General features: G+C 73.6%; 20 protein-coding genes. 11 read left to right on the top strand and 9 right to left on the bottom strand.

The genetic code is table 11. The features are described 5' to 3' along the window. Positions 1-605 (bottom strand): response regulator (locus tag ABZ721_RS38435; RefSeq protein ID WP_358793472.1); only part of this gene is annotated, 605 nt, incomplete at its 3' end. 115 nt (positions 606-720) lie between these two features. Between ABZ721_RS38435 and ABZ721_RS38430 the strand changes: the two genes are divergently transcribed. Both ABZ721_RS38430 and ABZ721_RS38425 read left to right on the top strand, forming a co-directional pair. Next, on the top strand, positions 721-2,313 hold the full coding sequence (locus ABZ721_RS38430) for an ATP-binding protein (protein ID WP_358793471.1): 1,593 nt from the start codon (positions 721-723) through the stop codon (positions 2,311-2,313). Beyond that, entirely contained in the window at positions 2,310-3,527 is a 1,218-nt protein-coding gene (locus ABZ721_RS38425; protein ID WP_358793470.1) for a SpoIIE family protein phosphatase, read from the top strand. Before ABZ721_RS38430 ends, ABZ721_RS38425 begins: the two co-directional genes overlap by 4 nt. Positions 3,528-3,552: 25 nt before the next feature. Here ABZ721_RS38425 and ABZ721_RS38420 read toward each other — a convergent pair whose 3' ends face one another. After that, on the bottom strand, positions 3,553-4,290 hold the full coding sequence (locus ABZ721_RS38420; protein ID WP_358793469.1) for an IclR family transcriptional regulator: 738 nt from the start codon (positions 4,288-4,290) through the stop codon (positions 3,553-3,555). 125 nt (positions 4,291-4,415) lie between these two features. Next, a complete protein-coding gene (locus tag ABZ721_RS38415) occupies positions 4,416-4,853 on the bottom strand; it encodes a LuxR C-terminal-related transcriptional regulator (RefSeq protein WP_358793468.1) in 438 nt (145 codons plus the stop codon). A 302-nt stretch (positions 4,854-5,155) separates the two neighbouring features. Between ABZ721_RS38415 and ABZ721_RS38410 the strand changes: the two genes are divergently transcribed. The 3 genes from ABZ721_RS38410 (at position 5,156) to ABZ721_RS38400 (ending at position 7,742) form a co-directional block, all read left to right on the top strand. Beyond that, positions 5,156-5,839 (top strand): ANTAR domain-containing protein, encoded by a 684-nt coding sequence (locus ABZ721_RS38410; protein WP_358793474.1) that lies wholly within the window; start codon positions 5,156-5,158, stop codon positions 5,837-5,839. A gap of 54 nt (positions 5,840-5,893) precedes the next feature. Beyond that, positions 5,894-6,640 carry an ANTAR domain-containing protein gene (locus tag ABZ721_RS38405; RefSeq protein WP_358793467.1) on the top strand — a complete coding sequence of 249 codons (747 nt, stop codon included), beginning with the start codon at positions 5,894-5,896 and terminating at the stop codon, positions 6,638-6,640. 133 nt (positions 6,641-6,773) lie between these two features. Further along, positions 6,774-7,742 (top strand): ATP-dependent DNA ligase, encoded by a 969-nt coding sequence (locus tag ABZ721_RS38400; RefSeq protein ID WP_358793466.1) that lies wholly within the window; start codon positions 6,774-6,776, stop codon positions 7,740-7,742. A gap of 64 nt (positions 7,743-7,806) precedes the next feature. Here ABZ721_RS38400 and ABZ721_RS38395 read toward each other — a convergent pair whose 3' ends face one another. The 4 genes from ABZ721_RS38395 to ABZ721_RS38380 form a co-directional block, all read right to left on the bottom strand. Beyond that, a complete protein-coding gene (locus ABZ721_RS38395) occupies positions 7,807-8,961 on the bottom strand; it encodes a SpoIIE family protein phosphatase (protein WP_358793473.1) in 1,155 nt (384 codons plus the stop codon). Positions 8,962-9,105: 144 nt separating this feature from the next. After that, positions 9,106-10,050, bottom strand: a complete 945-nt coding sequence (locus ABZ721_RS38390) for an adenosine kinase (RefSeq protein ID WP_358793465.1) — start codon at positions 10,048-10,050, stop codon at positions 9,106-9,108. A 79-nt stretch (positions 10,051-10,129) separates the two neighbouring features. Then, positions 10,130-11,089 carry a sensor histidine kinase gene (locus ABZ721_RS38385; protein ID WP_358793464.1) on the bottom strand — a complete coding sequence of 320 codons (960 nt, stop codon included), beginning with the start codon at positions 11,087-11,089 and terminating at the stop codon, positions 10,130-10,132. Then, positions 11,086-11,922, bottom strand: a complete 837-nt coding sequence (locus tag ABZ721_RS38380) for an MEDS domain-containing protein (RefSeq protein WP_358793463.1) — start codon at positions 11,920-11,922, stop codon at positions 11,086-11,088. The genes ABZ721_RS38385 and ABZ721_RS38380 overlap by 4 nt, the downstream gene beginning before the upstream one ends. Before the next feature lie 185 nt (positions 11,923-12,107). Between ABZ721_RS38380 and ABZ721_RS38375 the strand changes: the two genes are divergently transcribed. The 4 genes from ABZ721_RS38375 to ABZ721_RS38360 all read left to right on the top strand — a co-directional run bounded on the left by ABZ721_RS38375 (position 12,108) and on the right by ABZ721_RS38360 (position 15,712). After that, a complete protein-coding gene (locus ABZ721_RS38375) occupies positions 12,108-12,404 on the top strand; it encodes a trypco2 family protein (RefSeq protein ID WP_358793462.1) in 297 nt (98 codons plus the stop codon). A gap of 28 nt (positions 12,405-12,432) precedes the next feature. Beyond that, positions 12,433-13,509: a trypsin-like peptidase domain-containing protein gene (locus tag ABZ721_RS38370; RefSeq protein ID WP_358793461.1), complete on the top strand. Its 1,077-nt coding sequence runs from the start codon at positions 12,433-12,435 to the stop codon at positions 13,507-13,509. 173 nt (positions 13,510-13,682) lie between these two features. Next, entirely contained in the window at positions 13,683-13,811 is a 129-nt protein-coding gene (locus ABZ721_RS38365; protein ID WP_358793460.1) for a hypothetical protein, read from the top strand. A gap of 35 nt (positions 13,812-13,846) precedes the next feature. Then, positions 13,847-15,712, top strand: coding sequence for an HEXXH motif domain-containing protein (locus ABZ721_RS38360; protein WP_358793459.1), 1,866 nt, complete (start codon positions 13,847-13,849; stop codon positions 15,710-15,712). Here the strand turns inward: ABZ721_RS38360 and fxsT are convergent. Both fxsT and ABZ721_RS38350 read right to left on the bottom strand, forming a co-directional pair. Then, positions 15,709-19,668, bottom strand: a complete 3,960-nt coding sequence (gene fxsT, locus ABZ721_RS38355) for an FxSxx-COOH system tetratricopeptide repeat protein (protein ID WP_358793458.1) — start codon at positions 19,666-19,668, stop codon at positions 15,709-15,711. The two genes, ABZ721_RS38360 and fxsT, sit on opposite strands and share 4 nt — an antisense overlap. A gap of 263 nt (positions 19,669-19,931) precedes the next feature. Beyond that, complete coding sequence (locus ABZ721_RS38350; protein ID WP_358793457.1) at positions 19,932-21,419, bottom strand: hypothetical protein; 1,488 nt, start codon at positions 21,417-21,419, stop codon at positions 19,932-19,934. A gap of 307 nt (positions 21,420-21,726) precedes the next feature. Between ABZ721_RS38350 and tkt the strand changes: the two genes are divergently transcribed. Both tkt and ABZ721_RS38340 read left to right on the top strand, forming a co-directional pair. After that, a complete protein-coding gene (gene tkt, locus ABZ721_RS38345; protein WP_358793456.1) occupies positions 21,727-23,955 on the top strand; it encodes a transketolase in 2,229 nt (742 codons plus the stop codon). A 143-nt stretch (positions 23,956-24,098) separates the two neighbouring features. Further along, the gene (locus ABZ721_RS38340; RefSeq protein WP_358793455.1) at positions 24,099-24,410 is read left to right on the top strand and encodes a plasmid stabilization protein; all 312 of its coding nucleotides are present in this window, start codon (positions 24,099-24,101) and stop codon (positions 24,408-24,410) included. The last annotated feature ends 61 nt before the right edge of the window (positions 24,411-24,471 follow it).

Genomic DNA, 24,471 nt, shown 5'->3' with positions numbered 1-24,471 from the left:
GGGATGGTCTGCAGGTCCTCGTCGTTCTTCAGGACCTTCAGCAGGTCGCGGCCGTTCATGCGGGGCATGTTCAGGTCCAGCACGATCAGGTCCGGACGCACGCTGTCGGGTGCACGCAGGTACTCCAGGGCCGCGATGCCGTCGGTGACCTGGACCAGGTTGCGGGCGCCGCGCTCGGAGAGGGCTTCCTCGATGAGCATGGCGTCGGCGACGTCGTCCTCGACGAGCAGGACGTCGAAGGCGCGGGCGGGGGTGGTCATCAGCGGATGCTCCGTGGGTTTGTCGTGCGAATGGTGGAAGAGCCCCGGCCAGCGGCGGCGGGCGCCCTGGCGGGTCATACCGCAGGCGTCGCCGATCTGCGGGTACCCGGCCCCCGCGCGGGCGGCGTCCACGGCCGCGTCCCGCTGGAGCCGTTCGGCGGCCTGCTGGAGCTGGTCCAGTACGTGGAGCAGTGCCAGCGCCTGTGCCCGGTCGTCCGGCGCGGAAGGCGCCGGCGACTGCAGCAGTCGGCGGGCCAGGCGTTGGGCAAGGTCACCGACGGCCGCGTCCGCGAACTCGCCTGTTTCTTGCGGAGTGGTCCGCAATACGAAGTTCTTGCCTGGCATACCCGGCACTTTAGGCCCCTGGAGCAGCCCACGACAACAAACGCTGTCGGGACCCCCTTAGAGTGTGCTGGCCGCATCCGATCGAGGCGGCCCCCACAGCGAGGAGTGCCACACGATGACCGGCGACCAGGAGCAACCGCGTGAGCGGGGGCTCGCCACCTGGACCACCCATCGGTGGCTGCGTGTCGGGGTGTCCGCGTCCCTGGCGTTGCTGACGCTGCTCGGGGTGACGGGCGCCTGGATCCTGGGGCGCAACGAGGCGATCAGCAACGACCTCGTGGACAAGCGCTCGCCCGCGCTGTCGACCGCGATCGGGCTCGAAGCGGCCGTGCTCAACCAGGAGACCGGCATCCGCGGGTACGGGCTCACCGGCGCGTCGGACTTCCTGGACCCCTACCGGCACGGCGTCGCCGTGCAGTCGGCGGACATCACCCGCCTCACGCAGCTGCTCCAGGACGACCGGGGTGCCCTGGCCGACCTGCAGACCGTGCGCACCACCGTGGAGACGTGGCAGGCCAGGTTCGCCCGGCCGATCGCCGCCGCACCGTCCGGCGCGCCCTCACCCCTGGCCACCGAGCGGGCAGCGGAGGGCAAGGCCGCCTTCGACCAGGTGCGGGCCGCGCTGAGCCACCAGCAGGAGCGGCTGCGCGCGGAACGCGACCGGGTACGGGACGACCTGCGGGCCACCACGGGCCTGCGGAACTGGGTGTTCAGCGCCATCGCGCTCCTCATCGTCGCCCTGGCGGCCCTGGTCTTCGAAGGCCTGCGCCGCGGCATCAATCTGCCGCTGGAGCGGCTCAGCGCCGACGCCCGCACCATCACCGGCGGCGACTTCGAGCACCCCATCACCCCGACAGGACCCGCGGACCTGCGCCGCCTGAGCGGCGAGATCGACTCCATGCGGCGGCGCCTGGTGCGCGAGCTGGCCTTCGCCGAGGAGGCCCGGCAGCGGCTGGACGCCCAGGCCGCGGACCTGCAGCGGTCCAACGTCGAGCTGGAGCAGTTCGCCTACGTGGCCTCCCACGACCTCCAGGAGCCGCTGCGCAAGATCTCCAGCTTCACCCAGCTGCTCCGGCGGCGCTACGGAGGGCAGCTCGACGCCCGGGCGGACCAGTACATCGACTTCGCGGTCGACGCGGCCAACCGCATGCAGACCCTCATCAACGACCTGCTCGCCTTCTCCCGCGTCGGCCGGCTCCACAACACCCACCACAGCATCCGCCTGGACCGGGTGGTCGAGCAGACGCTGTCCACGCTGAGCGTCGGCATCGAGGAGACCGGGGCGGTGATCACCCACGACCCGCTGCCGACGCTGGTCGCCGACTCCACGCAGATGGGGATGCTCTTCCAGAACCTGATCGGCAACGCCGTCAAGTTCCACCGCCCCGGCGAGACGCCGAAGATCCACGTCACGGCGGCCCAGGAGGGCGAACTGTGGCGGTTCTCCGTCACCGACAACGGCATCGGCATCGCCCCGGAGTACGCCGACAAGGTCTTCGTGATCTTCCAGCGGCTGCACACCAAGGACACCTACACCGGCAGCGGCATCGGCCTGGCGATGTGCAAGAAGATCGTCGAATTCCACGGCGGCACGATCACCGTCGACCCGGACTACCGCGACGGCACCCGCATCACCTTCACCCTGGCGCCTCAGCCTCCGCACGTTCCCGGCCCGGCCGTCCCCGCCGAGGCGGAGCAGGAACAATGACCGCGCCCCTGGCCGACCCCCTCGACGCGGTCCCCCACGAGCCGGTCTACCGCATCCTGCTGATCGAGGACGATGCGGGCGACGCCCTGCTCGTGGAGGAACTGCTGCACGACACGGCGCTGCGCTTCGAGCTGACCACCAGCACCACGCTGAGCGGTGCCCGCACCGCCCTGGCCGCCCAGCCCATCGACTGCGTCCTGCTGGACCTGCACCTGCCCGACGTGGCGGGCACCGCCGCCGTCACCGCTGTGCGCGCGCTGGCCCCGCACACCGCGGTGATCGTCCTGACCGGGCTGTCCGAAGCCCAGGCAGGCACCGACGCCATGGCGGCCGGCGCCCAGGACTACCTCGTCAAGGGCAAGGTGGAGGCGGACCTGCTGCACCGTGCGGTGCGCTACGCCGTCTACCGCAGCCAGACCGAACGCGCCAGCAGCCAGGCCCAGGCGACCCGGCTGCGGGCGGAGGAGAACGCCCGCCTGGAGCGGGGGCTGCTGCCCCAGCCGATCCTCGACTCCTCCACGGTGACGGTGACCTCCCGGTACCTGCCCGGCGGCGCGATGACCCTGCTCGGCGGGGACTTCCTCGACGTGGTGGAGGGCGACGACGGGCTGGTGCACGCCGTCGTCGGCGACGTCAGCGGCCACGGCCCGGACGCCGCCGCACTGGGCGTGTGCCTGCGCATCGCCTGGCGCTCCCTGGTGCTCGGCGGACACCGCGGCACGGACCTGCTGCACCTGATGGAACGCATCCTGCTCGCGGAACGCGGCACCCGTCCCCTGTTCGCCACCTGCACGCTGCTCACCCTCGACCAGCACGCCGCCACCGCCACCCTGCACCTCGCCGGCCACCACGAACCTCTGCTCACCACCCCCGAGGGCACCCGGGAACTGACCGCCGACCACGGCATCGCGCTGGGCATCGCCGCCGGCCTGCTCCCGGGCCCGGGCAGCTGGCCGGCCACGGTCGTCCCGCTCCCGGCGAGCGGCGCCCTGACCGTCTACACCGACGGCCTCATCGAGGGGCACAACGGCACCACGGGTGAGCGGCTCGGCGTCGAAGGGCTGCTCACGCTGATCGACCGCCTGCCACCGTCCGACCCGGCCGCCCACGTCGACCTCCTCATCAAGGAGACCCACGAGCTCAACGCCGGCCGCCACTTCGACGACGTCGCCGTCCTGCGCCTCGACTGGGACCACCGGCCCACCGCTCGCTGAGCGGCGGGCCGGACGGTACCGGCACTCACTGGCCGCGCAGGCCGGCACTGATCGCCCGGCCGGCGACGCGGACGGCATCGGCGAGCTGCTCCAGGTGGTGGGCGGGATCGGTCAGGACGCACAGCGACGCCACCGGGACACCGCCCGTGCTGTACAGGGGCACCGCCACACAGCACACCCCCGCGGTCACCTGCTCCCGGTCGAACGCGACGCCGCGGTCCCGGATCAGCTCCGCCTCCCGGCGCCAGGCCGCGGGCAGCGGGTCGAGGGGGAGGGCCGGGTGCGCCCCCGCCACCAGGACCTTGCCCGCCGCGGTGAACCACGGCAGGGGGGTGCCCCGGCGGGGCGGGGGCAGCGCCCGGTCCCCGCCGGGAGCCCAGAGCACGACCAGGGTCTCCCCGTTGCACAGCACGCTGATCCCCACCGTCGTACCGGTGGCCGCCGCCAGCCGGCGCACCGGCTCGTCCGCCGCGGCCCGCAGGCCGGGATGCGGCTGCCACTCCTGCCCGAGCCGGAACATCTCCGGGCCCATGCGGTAGCCGGTGCCGCTGCGCTGGACAGCGCCCAGTTCGACCAGCTGCTCCAGCAGCCGGTACGTGGTCGACTTGGGCAGCCCGCTCTGCGTCGCCAGCTGGGTCAGCCGGGCCTCCCCGGCCCGGTCCACCGCCTCCAACAGCCCGAAGGCGCCCTGCAGCACGCCCCGCCCGCCGTCTCCCGGCGGCACCGGGGCCGGCCGCTCCAAGAAGTCGTTCGACTGCCTCACCGATGGGACCCCCGTCTTCATCGTCATCGCTCGGTCGTGACCACCGCGGCGCACGACGCGGCGCGACAGCCCCCGCAGGAGAACCCGCGCGCCGAGCCGGTCCCCGGCGGACCGGCATCCGCCGCCTAGTCCGCAGCGTCCCGCCGCCCCGCGGGGGGACGCACGATCCCCAGCCGGCGGGCGGCCGGGGCCGCGTCGTGCCGCGAGCGGACCCGGAGTTTGCCGAGGACGGCGGCGACGTGGTGCTCCACGGTGCGCACCGACAAGGAGAGCCGCGCGGCGATCTCCACGTTGCGCAGCCCCGCGGCGAGCAGATGCAGCACCTGCAACTGCCGGGCGGTGAGCCGGGCCGCGTCACCGAACGGGGTTGGCCCGGCGGGCAGGCCGGTGCGCTCCACGGCCTGCCCGCCGGATGACTGGACGCCGCCCGCCCCGCTCCCCGCGTTCGCGGCGCTCGCGACCCGCCAGCCGTCCACGACGGCGAAGGGGTCCGGGCGCCCCCGCTCCCCCGGTCGGCGGCCCGCGCGCGGGCGCCGTGGAACATCGCGGGCATCGGTGGGCATCGGGCGAACCTTCCTGCAGCGGACCGCGGTTCTGCGGCGTCACCTCAAGAAGTACCGGCTGACCGGCGTCCGCGGGCCCCGGCAGAACAAGGGCAGAACACACTCCTACCAGCGGCAGACCACCCCCGCAGGCACCGGCCGGCGCCGCAAACGAAAGCACGGACTGCGGTTCCCCCGAACGGGGAATGGGGCAGTCCGGCTGACCGGCTGTCGCCCGGTGCGGCCGCTACTACCCTGGAAACCGCAGCCGGCGCCCGCCGCGCCGCACCCGGGCAGCACCGACGAGGAAAGCGTGCGTGGATATGGGCTCCACGGTGAAGGAACTCCTGGACGTTCTCTACGCGGCAGCGACCGAGGAAGAGCGCCGGGTGTGGGCGGTGGCCTGCGCGCAGGCCCTGGGTCTGGGCGGGATCGCCATCTCCCTCGGGCAGGAACTGGTGTGGTTCAGCGACACGACCAGCGCGCGTCTGGAGGATCTTCAGTTCGTCCTCGGCCAGGGCCCCGGGCTGCTCCACCAGGACGAGGCCGCGGTCCGCGAAGTGCCCGATCTCGGACGGCTGCTGGCCCAGCAGTGGCCGCAGTACACCGCCGAGGCCGAGGAGTTGGGCGTGGCGGCCCTGTTCGTCTGGCCGGTGCACGTCGGCGCCGTGCGGGTCGGCACGATGACCGGCTACCGGCGCACGGCGGGCCCGCTCAGCACGGAGCAGTCCGCGCAGGGCTGGCTGGTCGCCGACGCGCTGGCCCAGCACGTACTCAACCGCTGGCCGTCCAGCACCGAGTCCTGCAACGGCGCCGGGCACGCGGGGGCGGTGGAACTGCACCGGGCGGAGGTGCACCAGGCCACCGGGGTCCTCGCCGTGCGGCTCGGGGTCCCGCTGGCCGAAGCCCTGGCCCGGCTGCGCGCCCGCGCCTACGCCTCCGGCATGACCCTGGCGGCCGCCGCCCACGCCATCATCGAGCAGGAACTACCGCATGACACCCAGTAACCAGGTCACCCGCGCCGGCCACGCCCCGCGCGGAGCGACAAGGAGCACTCGCCTATGAGCAGGGAACAGCACATCGCCCGCACCTTTGTGGAACTGGCTGACACCCTCGTGGAGGATTTCGATGTCATCGACTTCCTGCAGCAGATGACCGTCCGCTGCCAGGAACTCCTCGACGTCACCAGCGCCGCGGTCTTCCTGGCCCACCCCGGCCCCCATCTGCACAGCCCCGCGCCCTGCGACCCCACCCCGCCGCTGCAGCGCGCGCTGGAAGCCGCCTGCGAGGAGGGCCCGGCGGTGGACGCCCACCACACCGCCCAACTGGTCACCGCACACGATGCCGCCGACGCGGCCACCCGCTGGCCGCAGTTCACCCCGCTGCTCCAGCAGGCCGGCTACACCCTCGCCACCGCCCTGCCGATGCGCCTGCGCCAGGACGTCATCGGCAGCCTCCTGCTGCTGCACACCGGGGAGCGGCTGAACGCCGACGACCTCGCGCTCGCCCAGGCGCTCGCCGACGCCGCCACCATCGGGCTGATCCAGGCCCGCACCATTCGCCAGCAGCACACCGTCAACGAGCAACTGCACACCGCCCTGCAGAGCCGCATCGTCATCGAACAGGCCAAGGGCCTGCTCGCGGCGCGCAGCAACATCACGCTCAACCAGGCCTTCGAGGCGCTGCGCCGGCACGCCCGCCAGCACCAGATCCTGCTGAGCACGGTCGCCCACGACGTCATCGACTCCGGGCTCACCCCGGCCGTCGCCCCCGCCCGCGCCCAGGGCAACTCCGCGGACCCCGAGTAGGCCGTCGGGAGCGGCCCTCGCGAGGGCGCCGCCCCGTCCGGCCGGCCGGATCGTGCGATCCCCGCCCGCCGGCCGTGGGGCCATTCGAACGAGGCCACCGCTGACCGGCCGGAACCGGTGGTAGGCATCGGGCATGGACTGGACGCTTCCGGCGCCGATACTCGCCGCCGCCGTGAACGGCCCCCGCTTGCCCGCGCACATGGCGGCGGAACCGAAGTGGGACGGCTACCGGGCGCTGCTGGGCCGCTCCGCCGAGGGGTGGATCGTGATCCGGTCACGGCGCGGCATCGACATGACCTGGGCGTTCCCGGAGATCGCCGAAGCTGCGGGCACGCTGCCCGCGGACGTCGTGCTCGACGGCGAGCTGGTCGTCTGGGAGGACGGGCGACTGGCTTTCGAGCGGCTGCAGGGCCGGCTGAACCGCAGGAAGGCCGCCACGGCCGCGTTCGCCACCCGGTGGCCGGCCCACTTCGTCGCGTTCGACCTGCTGCACCGCGCCGGCAGCGACCTGCTGGACCGGCCCTACGCCGAACGCCGAGCGGCACTGGAACGCCTCTTCGCCGAGAACGAGTTGGGCCCGTCGCTGACCCTGTGTCCGTCGACGACCGATCCGCAGGTCGCGGCGCGGTGGCTGGACTGGTCCGCGGTGGGCATGGAAGGACTGGTCTTCAAGCGCCTCACCCAGAGCTACCGGCCCGGCGAGCGCGGTTGGCAGAAGTACCGCCTGCGCGCCACCACCGAGGCGGTGGTCGGCGCCGTCAGCGGGTCACTGTCCGCGCCCGTCACCGTGCTGCTGGGACGCCTCGACCCGGCGGGCGACCTGCAGTACGTCGGCCGCAGCGCCGTGCTGTCGCGACAGGCCGCCGCGGCGCTGGCCGAGCGGCTCACCCCGCCCGTCGGGCGGCACCCCTGGACGGGGATGGCCTTCTCCACCACCTGGGGCAGCAAGGAGAAGCTGAAGGTCGAGTGGGTGGAGCCGGAGCTCGTGGCGGAGGTGGCGGCCGAGGTGGCGCTGGACGCGTCGGGCCGCTGGCGCCACCCCGTGCGCTGGGCGCGGCTGCGCTCCGACCTCGCACCGGCCGACGTGCCGCTGTTCGAGTGAGAGCGGGGGGCCGGGCGGAACGCACCGCCGCGGCCCCGCTGCGGACGTCACCCTCCGGTGGGCCTCACGCCGGTCCCGGCCGGGCCGGCCGCCACTCGATCAGCAGGATGGTCGCGTCGTCGTTCAACCGGCTCCTCTCGTTGTCGAGCAGCGCGTGGATCAGCCGCCGCAGGGCCTCCGAGGGCAGCTCGCCCGCCGCCGTCGCCCGGATGATGGAGTCGGTGAAGCGCTTCATGCCGAACAGTTCACCGTCCGCGACGCGCGACTCCGTGACCCCGTCGGTGTACAGCAGCACTCGGTCCCCCGGCTCCAGCACCCGCTCGTGCACGGTGCGCGGCTCCTTCAGGAACTGCGCGGGGTAGCCCATCGGAGGTTGCGCCGTGCCTTCCAGGGCGTGTTCGAGCACGCGCTGGTCGCGGATGAGCAGCGGCGGCGGATGGCCGCAGTTGACCCAGCGCAGCGTTCCGCTCGCCAGGTCCAGCTGCGCGAGGATGCCGGTGCAGAACTGGTCGGGCAGCCAGGTGGCCAGGGCGTCGTCGACGGTCTCGACGAGCGCCTGCAGGGACGAGCCCGTACGGCGCGCGTTGCGGCATCCGGCCAGGGCCACGGAGGTGGTCAGGCCCGAGGCGAGGTCGTGGCCCATGGCGTCGAGGATCGTGGCGTGCAGCGTGGTGCGGGTCAGCGAGTGGTCGAACCCGTCCCCGCCGAGCTGGTAGGCCGGTTCCAGGACGGCGGTCGAGATGACCTGGGGGTTGCCGATCGTGCGGGGCGGCAGGAACGCCCGCAGCATCTCCGCGGGCAGCTGCATCGGCTCCGTGCGCACGTGCCGGACCAGGCTGTCGCTGTAGGCGCGGGTGGAGGTGATCACCGTCGCCAGGAGGGAGGCGACGATACGGCAGCGTCGCAGGTACGAGCTGTCCACCGTCGCGCCGCGCACACCGAGGACGCCCAGCCGCTCCGCCCCGTCGACGAGGGGCAGCCACACGGTGAGCACGTCCGGCGGCGCCTCCTCCACGCGCAGGCTCAAGGTGCGGTAGGCCCAGCCGGCCGGCGAGCAGTCCACTCCGAACGCGGTCCGGTCCTCCCCGATCGGGACCAGGTAGCGCTGCTGCAGGTCCGCCAGGTACACCACCACCCGATCCAGCCCGAGCGCGACCGCGCACCGGTCGACCAGCGCCGGGAAGTCCGTGGCGGCCGAGGTGTGGACGTCGTTGAGCAGTTCCTCCCACAGGACCTCGTCGAGCGCTGGCCTCGGGCCCGTGCCTGCCACACCGCTCACCTCCTGGCAGCAGTCTGGCACCGGGGCCGGGACACTGCCCTGCGAGCCGCCGCCCTTGCGGCGTCCGTGCGGCCGTGCGGCGGCTCAGGGCCGATCGGCGGGGACGGCAGCGGGAACGGAGGGGTCCGGCGTCCGCGCGGCGGGATGGGCGAGGAGTTCGGCGCGGGTGATGGCCCGCGTCACCGTGGCCGGCACGGTGCAGGCGTACGCGCCCGCGACCGCGCCGTAGCGGCAGGACTGCCAGGGCGACCGCCCGCTGAGCAGGCCGTAGAGGTACGCCGCCGCGAAGGCGTCGCCCGCCCCGTTGGAGTCGACCACCGGGCCGGGCGGCTCAGCCGCGGGAACGTGCGTCACCGCACCGTCGACCAGCAGGTACGCCCCGTCCGCCCCCGCGGTGGCCACCACCGCCCGGGCCCGTCCGCGCTCCGCGATCTGCCGCATGGTCCGGTGCGGGTCCGCCAGCGCGGTGGCCGACAGGAACACCACGTCCGCCGCGTGGGCGAATGCCTCGTGGTAGGGCGCGACGCCGTCCCAGTCGTGCAGGTCGGTGGAGATGCTCACCCCCGCCCGGCGCAGCACCGGCAGCGCGAGGGCGCACGGCTGGGTGATGGAGACGTGGACGTGGCGGCTCACCGCGGCCAGGGCGTCCAGCTCGTGCGGGGGCAGGCGGTCCGTTTCCTGCGAGCGGGCGGCGTCGTACAACGACAGCCTACGCCCGTCCGGGTCGACGAGGTTGACGGCGCGCTTGGTACCCGAGGCCGACACGGCCTCGGTGAGCGCGATGCCCCGGTCGCGGTGGAACGCCCGGACCAGATCGCCCTCGTGGTCGGCGCCGATCAGGTCGAGGTGGTGCGTGCGCAGGCCCAGCGCGTGCGTTCCCAGCGCCACGAAGTCGCCGGTCTGTCCGGCCCGGGTCGTGATCGCCGGGACCAGGTGGCTGTCGGCGAGGGGAAGCGGCAGCTGCGGGACGTACACGATCGTGTCGACCCCCGCTCCGCCCAGGACGAGAACGTCGATCTCCGGGCTCACCGCGGTGCTCCTCGCTTGATGGGCGCGGGCCCGATCCGGACCGCCGCCGTCGCGGTACGGGCCGGGGCGCGCACGGGCCTCAGGGGGTGAAGTGCAGGCGCAGGGTCAGGCCGGTGGCGGCGGCCCGGATCTCGACCAGGTCGCACAGGTGGTGGATCATCCACAGACCGCGGCCGCCGTGGGTGGAGGCGAGGGCGGGCCGGCTGCGGCCCTTGAGCGGATCGCGCAGGTGCCCGGCGTCCTGGACCTCCACGACGGCGCTGCCGCCCGGGGCGGTCCACAGCCGCAGGGTGCCGCTGCCGCCGCCGTGACGCAGCGAGTTGGTGGTGGCTTCGCTGACGGCCAGCACCAGGTCGCCGGCCCGGGCCCGGTCCAGGGCCGTGCCCGCCGCCCAGTCGGTCGCCAGGTCGCGCACCTCGGCGAGCTGCCCGATCGTGTACTCCACCGTCACGCTGTGGTCGGGCGGGGCGGGAAGCGGCTGGTCGCAGTCCCCGCAGACCACCGAGGCGTCGACGTAGGCGTCGCTGGGACGGTCGTCGCCGTCCACGATGAGCGTGGGATGGGTACGCCGGGCGTCCGCGACCACGTGGTCCGGCAGGCCGGGTACGAAGTAGGGACACAGGATCGTGGCGTGCCGCCGGGCGAACGCGGTGTTGATCAGAGCCTCGTGCCGGGTGGCCTCCAGCAGTTCGGCCGGGGTGCGGGCGGGCCAGATCGGCTCGCCGACGATGCGGGCGGCGCGCCCGTGGTTCTTGTCGGCGAAGGCCTGCAGCGCGGAGAGGATCCTGCCGGGGTTGCGGCCGACGACCGTCATGTCCGCGAACTCGACCTCCCTGGCCGCGTCGCCCAGCACGTCGCGCAGCGGTGCGAGCTTGTCGCCGGGCACCGCGACGAAGGCGGGTTCGTCCGCTTCCACCGCGGCGCGCACGAAGCCCCCCACCTGGCGCACGTACTCGTCCTGGGTGGCGTAGAACAGGGCGGGATGGACGAACGTGCCGGAGGCCGACGGCGTGCTCGACGTGGTCGCGGTGTCCGTCATGCGGCAATCTCCAGAACATCGCACTCGTCGGGGAACATCGCGGCCGCCCGGATCAGGGACGCCGGCGGGCTCTGCAGCACCAGGCGCCGACCCGTCTCCCGCAGGGTCACGGTCGTGGAGACCAGCTGTGCGAGGGCGTCGACGTCCAGGAAGTCCAGCGCCGCCAGGTCCAGGTGCACGACCGGACCAGGCATCCGGGCGACGTTGCGCAGCACCACCGCGAAGGAGGACCGGGTGTCGAGGTCCGCGTGCCCGTGCAGCCGCACGTCACGGCTGTCGGGTGCCACGTTGACCGTCAGCCCCAGGCCCGCCGGCCCCGCGCCGGTCGGGGGCACGAACTGGCGGTGGGCGGCGACGACCAAGGCCGCGTCGGCCGCGGACGCGTCGTCGAAGAAGCACAGGCCCGTCAGCGGGAGATCCGCGAAGACCTCCCGCTCCAGGCGCAGTTCGTACTCCAGGATCCGGTCCGCGCCCGGGACGTCCCGCGTGCACCAGTCCATCTCACCGACGATGCGCAGACCCGGGAAACCCTCCGCCAGCGCCTGCTCGTACGCGCCCCGCATCCCCGCCAGCACCACGTCCGGGTCGAAGGGCAACCGCCGCAGGTACGAGGCGGCCGCCTCCTCGACGAGGAGCTGGCCGCGGCCCATGGCCGCGTCCACGTCCACGCCGTGCTCCCGCAGCACCTCGACGACGGACTGCCGCGAATGGGTATCGGTGTAATAGGCGATGCGCTGCCCGAACGCCAGACCCTCCCGAACGAATGCGGTCGCCATATGCGCCCATTCCCGTTCATCGCCGTAGACACCGCACAGATGTCCCCGCACGGGCATATGTGGATCACTCGAGTCTGCCGCGGACATCTCTTCCCCCAGCCAAGGCCTCGGACGGTGGCCTATCCTACCGGCAGCTCCACAAATGTCCGCGCCGGCCCCGTCCCGCCCGGGCGCGGCGGGGCGCGCCGCCGGAGCGGCGTAGCGGCCGCGTGGCCGGCCCGCACCATGGGGAGGGGACAAACGTGATCGAACTAGCCGAAATGATCGAACAGTTGCGCCGGGAGCTCACCACGGCCGTCGCGGCCGGGCAGGGCGAGGAACTGCGCTTCGAACTCGGCCCGGTGGAACTCGAGGCCGCCGTGTCCCTGGAACGCTCGGGCACGGCCGGGACCAAGATCCGTTTCTGGGTCGCGGAGGCCGGGGCCGAGGGCCGGGTCGCCGACACCGCCACCCACCGGATCAAGCTCACCCTGGACCCGCGGCTCAGCAGCACGGGCCGCAGACCCTGGGTCGCCGACGAGGCCGGCGGCGAACGCTGACCGCCGTGTCCTGCCCGGGAGGTGAGCGATGAGCGAGGGGCTGGACCCGGCACGCGCCGCCGAGGTGCTGGTCGCCCTGCCCGCCGGACGGCCGGGCCGGCGCGGGTCGGGCTACCGGGTGGGCGAGCGCGGGGTGCTGACCGCCGCACACGTCGTCCGCGGCGGTGCGGGCACCACCGTCAGCGTCCGCTTCGACGCCGATCGCGGGACCGAGTGGACCGCCTCGGCCCGGGTCCTGCTGGCCGCGGACAGCGCCGACGTCGCGCTGCTGGAGCTGGCCGGCCCGCTCCGGCCCGGTCCGGCGGTGGAGCCACCGTCCTACGGGCTGGTGCCCGACGCCGACCTGGTCCTGCCGTGCAGTGCCATGGGTTTTCCCCGCTTCAAGCTCCGCGAGGACCGGATGCGGTTCCTCGACGACGGCTCGCCCGCCCAGTACCGGGACTCCTGCCACGCCACGGGCACCATCTCCGTGCTGTCCAACCGGCGCGAGGGCACCCTCGAACTGGCCGTGGGCGCTCCCGGGGCCGATCCGGATCCGGACCGCTCCCCCTGGGCGGGCATGTCCGGTGCCGCCGTCTGGCACGGCGGCACCCTCATCGGCCTCGTCAGCTCCCACCACCGCTCCGACGGCCTCGGCCGGCTCTCCGCGACCCGCACCGACCGCTGGCACGCGCTGCTGACCGCGGCGGAGCTGGACCTCCTGCACCGGCACGCGGGCCTGCCCGCGCCCGCGGGACTCGTCGCGCCCGCCGCACCGGCCACGGGTTCCGCCACCGCGCCGATCAGCCTGTCGCTGCCGGACACCCTTCCGCTGCGCGAACTGGACGGCCTGGTCTCGGCGTTGACCGCCCTGCCGTCCGTGCGCAGCGCCACCGGCCTGGCGCTGCTCCTCGACGGGATCAGTCCCGAGATCGCCGTGCACAGCCCGCGCGCCCCGGCCCTGCGTGTGGACGTGTTCGGGATCGTCCGCACCTGCCTGCGCTACCCCGGCACCCTCGATCAGCTGCTGGAGGCGATCCGCATCACCGAGGGCGACTCCGAGGGCGTGCGGCGGATGAACCAGGAGGCGGCGGAGCTGGCGAGGCGGCACCCTGACCGGAAGTGAGCGGCATGCTGACTGAATACCGAACCACCGTTGACGCGCCGGGTTTCAGTCCCCGCGCACTGGGCCATTATGAGGAGGATGCGCGCCAGCCGGCATCCGGAGCCGGGGGAAGGGGTCAGTGCGCGATGGAGCCGATGGCCGCTGTCGAGTCCGAGCTTGTCGATCTCGCGGGGGTGTCCCTTGAAGCAGTGCTCTGTCTGGACGGCACCGTCCTGGCCGCACCGCTGGCCGACCTGCTGCAGCGGATCGACCATCCCCAGGTCAGCGCCAGCGGCGTCAGCAATCCGGAGGACTCCTCCTGAGACCCCCGGCGGGCCGGTCGCGGCAGGGACCGCGGGTGGACGCTGATCCGGGTCGCCCCGCGACACCGGGCCGGCTGCCCCGCCACGAGGTCCCGCCCGCGCACCTGGTCCCCCTCGCCCGGGGCGACGGCGACCCCGCCACCCTGGAGTGGCTGCGGTCGGCCGAGCGCAGCCGGCGGCTGATGCTGCTGCGGGCCCTGTCCGACGCGTTGGCACGTCATCGACCGCCCGCAGGCCCGCTCGGCCCGGACGGCTCCGCCTGGGAACTGCTGACCCGGGCGGAGAAGCGGGCGCCGGACGCGGTCGACGCCGTACTGATGCATCCGCCGACCGGTACCTGGCTGGCCCTCGTGCTACGTCGGCTGCGGGGCACGGCGCCCGATGAGGCGCCCTTGTGGGCGGTCCTCGGACACCTCGGCGCGCTGGCCGCCGCCGCGGGGGTGCGGGCGGGACTGGATTTCGACGTCGCGGTTCCCGCGCGGCACGGGAGCGTCCCGCTGCCGACACTCGGCTGCGCGGTCCTGCCGGGGGCGGATCACGAGCCCTGGGCCGCCGCCCGGGTGCGGGCCGCCGGCGGCCGGGTGCGCGTCGAGGGATCGCGGCGAGCCGTCCCGCTGCCCGCGGAGCCCGGCGACGACGCGCCGGGGTGGCAGGCGCTGCGCCGCGTCACCGTGGGGCCCGTCGGCCTGCGGCTCGAACTGGCCCTGGACGACCTCGATCCCTATCGGGCCTATCCGCGGCCCACCGAACCGTCCCGCCTGTCCGACCAGGCCCTGTCGCACTGGCGGCGGCTGCTGGCGCAGGCCTGGACCGTGCTGCTGCGGGACGAGCCGCAGACGGCTGCGGCGCTGCGCCGCGGCCTGACCTCGCTCACCCCGACCCGGCCAGGAGAAAGGTTTCGGCCACACAGCATGACGGTCGGCGACGCGTTCGGCGGGATCGTCGCGTCCGAGCCGGACGACGCGGTGCAGCTCGCCGTCACACTCGTGCACGAGTTCCAGCACACCAAGCTGGGCGGGCTGTTGCACCTGGCACCGCTCTGCACGACCGGTCCCGACGCGGAGGCCGAGCTGTTCTACGCACCCTGGCGCGACGACCCCCGGCCGCTCGAAGGCCTGCTGCAGGGCATCTACGCCTTCGCGGGGGTGACCCGCTTCTGGCACGCCCACCGGCGGGCGGACGATCCCGACACCGCCGCCCTGGCGCAGTTCGAGTTCGCGCTGTGGCGCGCACAGGTGGGACACACGCTCCGCACCGTCCACCGGCACGAGCGGCTGACGCCGCTGGGCCTGCGCTTCCTGGACCTGTTGGACCGGCGCTGCGCCGCCTGGTCCGACGAGCCGGTGCCGGCCGCGCTGTCGGAACTCGCGCGGGCCGCCGGAGCGAATCACCGGGCCCGCTGGCGGGCCCACCATCTGCGTCCCGCCGCGCCTGCCGTGGACGCGGCGGTCAGCGCCTGGCGCGGTGGAGCCGACCGCCCGCCGGCCGCGCTCGCCGCCGAACCCGCGCTGGTCCCGGACCTCGCGGCACGCCGGCTGGACAGCGTCGCCACCCTCGCCCGCCACCGCCTCGGCGACCGGGGCGGTCCCGCACCGGCCCGCGTCGCCGGAGCGGTACCGGGCGACACGCACCTCGCCGGCGGCCACCGCACCGCCGCCGCTCGGGCCTACCTCGCCCAACTGGCGGCCGACCCGTGCCACGTCGCGGCCTGGGCCGGCCTGGGCTGCGCCCTGGACAGCGGCGACGGCGACGCGACCCACCGCCGCGCCGCACGCCTGCTGGGCCGTCATCCCGAACGGGCCCTCGCCGTCCAGCGCGCCCTGCTGGCCGCCACCGGCCGGCCCGCGGACCCGCTGGGCCTGGCGGCGTGGCTGGGCGCGGGCCCGGCCGGCACTCCCTAGAGCGCCAGCGGGTCGATGTCGCAGTTGGCCCGTCCCCCGGTGCGTACCTGCTCCGTGGCCGGGTGGGGGCCGGGCTGCCCGAACCGCTGCTTCGGGGCGTCCAGCACGCGCGTCATCCGCGCCAGGGTGTCCTCCCGCAGGGCGGCGCCCTCGTCGGCTGCCCCGGTGGCGATCAGGTCGAGGGAGAGGTTGCCGGCGCAGACCAGCGTCGTCGGATGGTCCTCCCCCAGGCTCGTGCGGCACAGCCCCAGGGTCCGCTGCCCCAGGTCGCGTGCCGCGTCCGCCTCGCCCAGCGCGCTCAGGTCGCTGGCGAGGTTGATGGCGCAGGCCAGCGCCGTCGGGTGGCCCGCTCCCAGCCGATCGGTGAGCGACGCCAGCGCCGCCTCGTCCAGGCGCCGGGCCTCGTCCAGGCGCCCCAGCAACCGCAAGGTGACCGCGAGCCCGACATCGGCCGACAACACGTGCGGGTGCTGCCCGTCGAAGATCCTGCGGTAGCGCTCGCACGCCTTGGAGCCCCGGTCGCGGGCCGCTTCCAGGTCACCGTTCCAGCGCAGCGCCACCGACAGGGCCAGCGCGGCGGCCAGCGACTCCGGGTGGGAGTCGCCGTAGCGGCGGGTGAGCTGTGCGAAGGCCTGCTGGGCGAACTCCAGGGACGCGGCCTGGTCACCCGCCTTGCGGCAGACCTCACTCAGCTGCCGCATCGCCTTGAGGGTGGCCGGGTTGCCCGGCCCCAGCACGCTGCGGTACCCGTCGAGAACGTTCTGCTGCAGTGAGCGGGCGCGGATGTAGTCGCCGCTCTCGCGGACGTCGATCGCGTACCCGTTCTGCGTGATGAGCGTGCGCTGGTCGTCCTGCCCGAACACCCGCATCTTCAGGTTCTGGGTGTGCTGGTCCAGCTCCAGGGCGCGGCGGAACTCGCCGGTGAGCCGCAGGCTCACGCCGAGGTTGTGCGCGGTGTTGAGGGTGGTCGGATCGTCCTCACCGAAGGTCCGCCGGGCCCGGTCGTACGCCATCTCGTCCAGCGGCACACCGGCCGCGAACTCGCCCTGCACCCGGTGCACGGCGGCTTCCAGGTTGAGGGCGTCCAGCGCGTCCTCGCGGGTGTCCTCGCCGTCCGCGGGCGCCGTGCGGCGGAAGATCTCCTTGAGCTGCGCCACGAGCTGTGCCGCGTCGTGGTGCCGGCCCGTCACCACGTAGAGGTAGCCGAGCCAGCGGCCCATCAGTCGGGACTGCTGGTCCTCCGCGCCGAAGACGGCCTGCCAGACCTTCCAGGCCTCCTCGGAGAAGTCGACGGCGACGTCGTGGTCACCCCAGTAGTACAGGTACTGGGAGATGTTCATCACCAGCTGCCGGACCCACGGCTGGTCGGACTCGACCGCGCGGGAGGCGATGACGTGGCCGTACAGCTCGGCGTAACGGGGCCAGTCGGCCGCGTTCCTGGGGGCGTTGGGGTCGGCGGCGGCCAAAAGCGTGTGGGCGCCACGGCGCATGCGGTCCTGCTCCTCGGGGGTCATCCGGTTGATCAGCACGGCCTGGACCAGGCGGTGCATCTCGAGCGAGTTGGTGCGGTGGTCGATCCGGGCGAGCGAGTACCGGTTGATCTCCCTTATGGCACGGGCCAGCCGCATCGGGTCGTTCAGCGCCGCGTCCAGATCGGGATCGATGCTGTTGTTGCCCAGCCCGGCGAAGATGGACCGGGAGATCGGGTCCGGGGCGAAGTAGGAGCACAGCTGCAGCAGGCGCAGCGCGGCGGGACTGCGGGTCTCCAGGTGGTCCAGGGAGACGTTCCAGGCGGCGGCGACCGGCAGCTGGTAGTCGGGCGGCGGCGACACTTCCAGCAGCTCGGCCCGTTTGACGCCGAACAGCCGCAGGTACTCCGAGACCGGCATGCCCGTCTCGGTACGCCAGGCGGCGGCCTGTTCCAGGGCGAGCGGCAGGTCGCCCAGCGCGTCGGCGAGCCGGTCGGCCTCGTCGTCGCGCAGCGGCGGGCCGGAGCGGCGCAGCAGCTCCTTGCTCTCCTCGCGGGTGAAGACGTCGACTTCGAGGGAGCTGCCGACCAGGCCCCAGCGGCGGTTGCGGGAGGTGACGAGGATGGTGCCGCTGCCGCCGGTGGGGAAGTAGTGGCGCACCCGCTCCGGACTCTCCGCGTTGTCGAAGATCAGCAGCCAGCGTGCGTACGGCCGTCCCTCACGCAGCGCCTCCCGCACGGCGGGGCCCGCGCTGTTGGCTTCCCTGGTGGTGTCCAGACCGAGCCGCTGGGCGAGTTCCACCAGGGCCTGGCCGATCTGGCCCGGGCGCTCCGCCGGGATCCACCACACCACGTCGTACTCGGCCTGGTGGCGATAGGCGTACTCGATGGCCAGCTGGGTCTTGCCGACGCCGCCCATGCCGTGGATCGCCTCGGGCAGGACCGTGGTCGTGCCTTCGCGAAGCCTCTGGGAGAGGAGGTCGAGCAGTTCCAGCCGGCCGGTGAAGTTCGGGTTGCGCGGCGGGATGTTGCCCCAGACGCGGGGCTGCGTCGAGCGGGTGCCCTCGCCTTCCGCGGTGGGCTCCGGCACGGTGGTCCGCACCGAGGTTCCTTCTGTCATGGTTGCGCGCCCTCCCGGGTCGCCGTGTTGCGGAGTGTGGGGCGCCTGCTGGGGCGCGGACGGGGCCGGCGGCCGGCCCGGCGGGCGTCGGTTCCTCTTGGCCAGGCTGACGGCGTTCGCGCGGTCGTAGCCGCTGACCACGCCCGCGAGCGCCTTCGCGCGCTGGAGGAACCGGCCGGACAGGGCGCGCAGGGCGGTCAGCTCGACCCGGTGGAACGCTATGTTCCGGTGGGTCACCGCCGGCATGGCCAGGTTGTCCAGCGCTTCGGAGGCGGACGGCAGCAGCGGTGGCCGCTCGTGCTCCGGGTCGTCGCGCAGCAGGGACCGTACGTCGTGCAGCACGCGGGCGGTGTCGCTGCGGCGGCCCAGCGCGAGCAACTCCTCGCGGATCTCGGGCCCGAAGAGGAAGGCGACGTCCGCGCTGCCCTCGCCGGTCCTGCCGCTGGGTCGCACCAGGCCGCTCATCAGCAGTTCGGTGAGGTGGACCGGATCGGCCGCGGGCATCCCGGCCAGCACCGAGCGCATCACGGGAAACGTCAGCGGGGCGGCGGCCAGCCGGGTGGCGAGTTCGAAGGCGACGGGCGAGGCCCCGGCCCGGAACTCCGAGACGCGCTCGCGGGCCGGCACCGCGCTGCCCGGGTCCGGGACGTGGTCGGCCCAGGGCGCCGCGCGGGCGGCGTCGGGGCGCCGCTTCCACTCACGGGCCTGGACGGCGGACATTTCCAGCCCGTCCCCCGACTGCCCGCCGATCAGCGCCACCCAGGCGGAGATCCACCGCTCGGTCGCCTCCAGGACGGGCACGGGCACGCCGGCCGGTTCGGCCTCGGCCTCGTCGTCGAGCGCCTCCAGCGGTGTCTCGCGTAACGCGCACACCAGGCCGGTGTTGGGCACCCAGGGGCGCGGCGCGGCGAGGGTGACCCGCGCCGCGTCCAGGCCGGTGCGGAACCACAGGTGCTGGGGCAGCAGGTGCAGCACCGCGAGCGGGCCGGCCATGGCCCAGGTCCGCAGCAGCGGCAGCACGGCGTCCGAGCGCCAGCCGGCGGCCAGCCCGTTGGTCACCACCAGCACCACCCGGTTGCCGCCGAGGGGGGTCTCGGGGCGCTCCAGCGCGATCCGGCCGGGCTGGGTGTCGTCGGTGCCCAGCAGCTGCACCGTTTCGACGCCGCCCAGGGACTCCAGGCCGGCGAGCTCCTCAGCCGCGGCGGCGATCGTCTCGTCCCAGACCTTCATGCTGATGCAGGAGTCGATGACGAGCAGTACCTCGGGACGGCCCTGGCCGTCGGGCCCCCGGAGCCGGCTCAGGGCTCGGAGGGACTGGAGGGGTGTCGACGGGCCTGCTTGCGGGCCCTGGTCGTTGTCACTGCGCATAAGCGCTCTCACTGCGTCCGGAAGACAGCAATGAGACCGAGGAGTCCCGCGGTCTGCGGGCACGCGTGACGTCCACGTGCAAAGCCTCGCAGCGTGCTGGCGACGGTGCAAGACGCAAAGCCACTCTCGGCGAAGGATGACCCGAAAGCCTTAACCAACCCTCACCTGCGGCGCGAAAAAGCTGTAGATCGGCCAAATTACGACCTCCTTCGTCGGTTGGCCCCACGGACCGTCGTACACACCACTCCACGGGTACAGGTCGATCAGGACTCAACCGGCGTGCGCTCGGGTCCCGGCGGGCCGGGCTTGCGCTCGGGGTCGTCGAGAAGGATGGCCAGATGCCGCCCCACGTGGCCGTCCCATGCCCCCGGCCCCAGAGCGAGCGCCTCTTTGCGCCACTGCGCGGCCCGTTCGGCGAGGCTGCCCAGCCCCCGGTCCTGCACGAGCTGGCTGACCGCCTCCCGGAACAGCGGGTCGGCGCAGTCGCCGCGGTGCCAGATCATGGCGGGCACCCCGGCCCGCAGGCCGGCCAGGAACTCCTGGCGGCCGGTCTCGTCACCGCCCGGCGGCTGGCTGAGCACCAGGCAGACCGCGTGCTCGTCCTCCTTCAACTCCCTTTCCAGGTGGAAGAAGTAGGAGAGGTCGCCGGTCGGACGAGGCCGGTACGCCTCGCTCTCCGCGGGCTGTTCCTTGAGCTGCTCCCACTTCTTGCGCCAGGGCCGGTGCCACGCGGCGCGGCGCAGCCGTTCCAGGCTGCGCACCGCCACCGCGTAGTCCATGACCAGCGGGGTCGGGGAGGCGGAGGAGGATTCCTTGTGCCACCACTCCACGGGCTCGTTGAGCAGCTCCCAGGGGAGGATGAACTCCAGGATCACCGGTTGCCGCAGGTCGGCCCACATCTCCTCGGCGGCGTCGACGAGCTTCTCGACCTCGGCGGGCAGGTCGTCCCGGTGCAGGTGCACGGTCTCGCCCGGGACCGGATGCCACCCCTCCGCGTCGGACTGGCGCCAGTGCGAGAGGTAGTAGCTCTCCGAGTCACCGGCGTCCGGCTCGAACTGGATCATCAGATAGGCCGGGACCAGTGACTGGGGTGCGGGGGTGAATCCGGCCGTCTGCCACTCCGCCATCTCCTTCTCCAGCCCCCACACGCGCGCCTGCCCCGCGTTCCAGCGGCGCAGTTGCTCGGCGGCGTCGCGCTGGCCCTCCTCGACCAGCCAGGCGGCGGTCAGCGTCAAGAAGGCCATGCTCGCCGGCAGTTCGCCCTCCGCCGAGTTGGACCCTGCCAGCCGCAGGAAGACGTGCCATCCCGAATCGCACCAGGGTGGCAGCTCCTGGACCCGCGACCGGCTCGCCCGGCGGGCCAGCGTCGCCAGCCCGCTCGGTCCCACGCTCTGTAACGCCGGCAGCAGCAGCCGCAGGTCGGCGCCGTCGAAGAAGTCGACCGCCTCCCACTCGTCGGCCATGCGCCACATGGCCATGACCGTGGTCGAGCTCTGCTCCACGTAGGCCAGCGAGCGCGCCAGGCACGACAGGCCGTCGCGCACGGTGGCGCACCGCTCGATCAGCCGCAGCAGCCACGGGCGCAGCGCCTCGCCGGTGTACGGCTCCACGGTCTGGGCCAGTTCCTCCGCCAGCATGGAGAGCCACAGCTCGCGGCCGCCCGGCTGGCGCACGGTCTCCGCGTTCTGGAGCACGTCGGCTATCCCGGCCAGCAGCTCGTTGCGGACCCGTGCCGGTCTGCGCCCTTCCACCCCGTTACCTCCAGAAAAGTTTCCGATGGTGCCGACCAGAGTAGAGCTGTCGGTACCCGTGCGGCAGGCGGCTTGGATCAATTGCCCGGGCGGAAACCGGCCGACCGGCGATACGTCCTCGCCACGGCCCTGCGGTGCCCGTCGGCGGCCGGCAGGACTGGAACTGGCGGCAGTGGACAGGAGCCCCTGACGGGGGCGTGGGGGGCTTCGCCGCGCGCGGTGCCCGACGCCCGCCCAGACTGGTGATCCGGTGCCGCACGACGGCCCCCGACACGTCGGCCACGGAGAGACGCATAGGAGAAGCGGCATGTCAGACGCACAGGAGCAGGCGCGACCCCCGATGACGGCGCGGCGCGACCCGGGGCTGGCGCTGCCGGTGGCCGGGCAGGCAGGCTGGGACGACGTGGACGTGCGGGCGGTGGACACCGTCCGGCTGCTGGCCGCCGACGCCGTCCAGAAGGTGGGCAACGGCCACCCCGGCACCGCCATGAGCCTGGCGCCGCTGGCGTACCTGCTCTTCCAGCAGGTCATGCGGCACGACCCGGCCGACGACCAATGGCTGGGCCGGGACCGGTTCGTGCTCTCCTGCGGCCACTCCAGTCTGACGCTGTACATCCAGCTGTACCTGAGCGGGTACGGCCTGGAACTGGAAGATCTCCAGGCGCTCCGCACCTGGGGCTCCGCGACGCCCGGGCACCCCGAGTACCGCCATACCCGCGGGGTGGAGATCACCACCGGACCGCTGGGCCAGGGCCTGGCCTCCGCCGTGGGCATGGCCATGGCCGCCCGCCGCGAGCGCGGCCTGCTGGACCCGGCCGCCGCCCCGGGCGCCAGCCCCTTCGACCACCACGTGTACGTGATCACCTCGGACGGCGACATGATGGAGGGCGTCACCGCCGAGGCCAGTTCCCTCGCCGGCCACCAGGAGCTGGGCAACCTGGTGGTGTTCTACGACTCGAACCAGATCTCCATCGAGGACGACACCGACGTCTCCTTCAGCGAGGACGTCCCCGCCCGGTACGCCGCCTACGGCTGGCATGTGCAGACCGTCGACTGGACACGCACCGGCTCGTACGTCGAGGACGTCGACGCGCTGCTCACCGCGGTCGAGCAGGCCCGGCAGGAGACCTGCCGCCCCTCGCTGATCGTGCTGCGCACCATCATCGGCTGGCCCGCCCCCACCAAGCGCAACACCGGCAAGGCGCACGGGTCCGCGCTGGGTGACGAGGAGGTCGCGGGCACCAAGGAACTGCTCGGCTTCGATCCCCGGCGCGACTTCGTCGTCGAGGACGAGGTGCTGGCCCGCGCCCGGCAGGTGGCCGACCGCGGCCGGGCCGCGCACGCCGAGTGGCAGACCTCCTACGAGGCCTGGCGCGCGGAGCACCCGAAGGAGGCCGCGCTGCTCGACCGCCTCCAGACGCGGGAGCTGCCGCAGGGCTGGTACGACGCGCTGCCGGTGTTCCCCGCCGACGCCAAGGGCATGGCCACCCGTAAGGCCTCCGGTGAGGTGCTGGGCGCGCTCGCCGACGTGCTGCCGGAGCTGTGGGGCGGTTCGGCGGACCTGGCCGGGAGCAACAACACCACCATGGAGGGCGAGCCCTCCTTCCTGCCCACCGACCGGCAGACGGCCCTGTACCAGGGCGGCCCCTACGGGCGCACGCTGCACTTCGGGATCCGCGAGCACGCCATGGGCGCGATCTTGAACGGCATCGCCCTGCAGAGCCTGACCCGGCCCTACGGCGGCACCTTCCTGACGTTCTCCGACTACATGCGCCCCGCCGTCCGGCTGGCCGCGCTGATGAAGCTGCCCGCCGTCTACGTGTGGACCCACGACTCCATCGGGCTGGGCGAGGACGGCCCCACCCACCAGCCCGTCGAGCACCTCGCCGCGCTGCGCGCGATCCCCGGACTCGACGTCGTCCGCCCGGCGGACGCCAACGAGACCACCGCGTGCTGGCGCGCCGTCCTGGAGCACACCGACCGGCCGACCGGACTGGTGCTGACCCGCCAGGACCTGCCGGTCCTGGACCGCGACAGCGGCGAGTACGCCGCTTCCTCCGAGGCCGCGCGCGGCGGCTACGTCCTCACCGACAGCGGCCCCGGCTCCGTGCCGGACGTCATCCTGGTGGCGACGGGTTCGGAGGTGCCGATCGCCCTGGACGCCCGGGAGCTGCTGGCCGCCGACGGGCTGACGGTGCGCGTGGTGTCCATGCCGTGCCGCGAGTGGTTCGCCGAACAGCCGCTGAGCTACCAGGACCAGGTGCTGCCGCCCGCCGTGCGCGCCCGGGTGAGCGTCGAGGCCGCCGTCGGGCAGGGCTGGCGCGAGATCGTCGGGGACGCGGGCCGCATCGTCAGCCTGGAGCACTACGGGGCCTCGGCCGACTACCAGCGGCTGTACACGGAGTTCGGCATCACCGCCGACGCCGTCGCCGCGGCCGCCCGCGACAGCATCGAGGACTCCCGCGGCGCGCCGCGCCCCGGCGGCCGCCAGCACACGTCCGCACCGACCGAAGGCGGTACCGGGGACCGCCCCTGAGGGACCGATACCGGGCGCCGCCGCCGAGTTGCTACCCGAATGGCGTCGCCCGGGATGCCCGTCCCCTCCGGGGGCGTGACGATCAACGGGACCGCCTGGGACCCACCATGGCGGCATCGAAGACATCACAGCAGGAGGCAGACATGCCGCAGACGTCCAGTGCCAAGCGGGTACAGCGCGGGCAGGTCAAGAAGAGCACCCCCAAGCGCGGTCCCGCCAAGGCGAGCACGGCACGCACCGTCCGCACGGCCACGCCGAAGCGCGCCGCGAAGGCGTCCACGCGTACCCCCGCGCGCACTGCGGCCGCTCCCGCGGCACGGCGCGTCAGCCTGCGCTCGCGCACCGGCCCGAGCACCCGCACCTTCGACCAGCTGTACGCGGAGGCCCAGCGCCGCCGCATCGCGGGTCGCTCGTCCATGCGCAAGGCCGAGCTGGAGAAGGCCCTCGCGCGCTGACGACACCACCGGACGGGGTGGGCGGGTCGGGGCGGCACACGCCCTACTTCCTCGCCCCGGC

Origin of the sequence: Streptomyces sp. NPDC006733 (assembly GCF_040636125.1) — a bacterium.
In the GTDB taxonomy this organism is placed as follows: Bacteria; Actinomycetota; Actinomycetes; order Streptomycetales; family Streptomycetaceae; genus Actinacidiphila.
The sequence above is the reverse complement of the archived record's forward strand: the minus strand, read 5'-3'. Positions and strand labels throughout refer to the sequence as shown.

What these genes read in the sequence shown, in the direction of transcription:
- ABZ721_RS38430 (WP_358793471.1), top strand. Translation starts at nt 721, where the DNA reads ATGACCGGCGACCAGGAGCAACCGCGTGAGCGGGGGCTCGCCACCTGG.
- ABZ721_RS38425 (WP_358793470.1), top strand. Translation starts at nt 2,310, where the DNA reads ATGACCGCGCCCCTGGCCGACCCCCTCGACGCGGTCCCCCACGAGCCG.
- ABZ721_RS38415 (WP_358793468.1), bottom strand. Translation starts at nt 4,853, where the DNA reads ATGCCCACCGATGCCCGCGATGTTCCACGGCGCCCGCGCGCGGGCCGC.
- ABZ721_RS38410 (WP_358793474.1), top strand. Translation starts at nt 5,156, where the DNA reads ATGGGCTCCACGGTGAAGGAACTCCTGGACGTTCTCTACGCGGCAGCG.
- ABZ721_RS38405 (WP_358793467.1), top strand. Translation starts at nt 5,894, where the DNA reads ATGAGCAGGGAACAGCACATCGCCCGCACCTTTGTGGAACTGGCTGAC.
- ABZ721_RS38400 (WP_358793466.1), top strand. Translation starts at nt 6,774, where the DNA reads ATGGACTGGACGCTTCCGGCGCCGATACTCGCCGCCGCCGTGAACGGC.
- ABZ721_RS38385 (WP_358793464.1), bottom strand. Translation starts at nt 11,089, where the DNA reads ATGACGGACACCGCGACCACGTCGAGCACGCCGTCGGCCTCCGGCACG.
- ABZ721_RS38380 (WP_358793463.1), bottom strand. Translation starts at nt 11,922, where the DNA reads ATGCCCGTGCGGGGACATCTGTGCGGTGTCTACGGCGATGAACGGGAA.
- ABZ721_RS38370 (WP_358793461.1), top strand. Translation starts at nt 12,433, where the DNA reads ATGAGCGAGGGGCTGGACCCGGCACGCGCCGCCGAGGTGCTGGTCGCC.
- fxsT (WP_358793458.1), bottom strand. Translation starts at nt 19,668, where the DNA reads ATGCGCAGTGACAACGACCAGGGCCCGCAAGCAGGCCCGTCGACACCC.
- tkt (WP_358793456.1), top strand. Translation starts at nt 21,727, where the DNA reads ATGTCAGACGCACAGGAGCAGGCGCGACCCCCGATGACGGCGCGGCGC.
- ABZ721_RS38340 (WP_358793455.1), top strand. Translation starts at nt 24,099, where the DNA reads ATGCCGCAGACGTCCAGTGCCAAGCGGGTACAGCGCGGGCAGGTCAAG.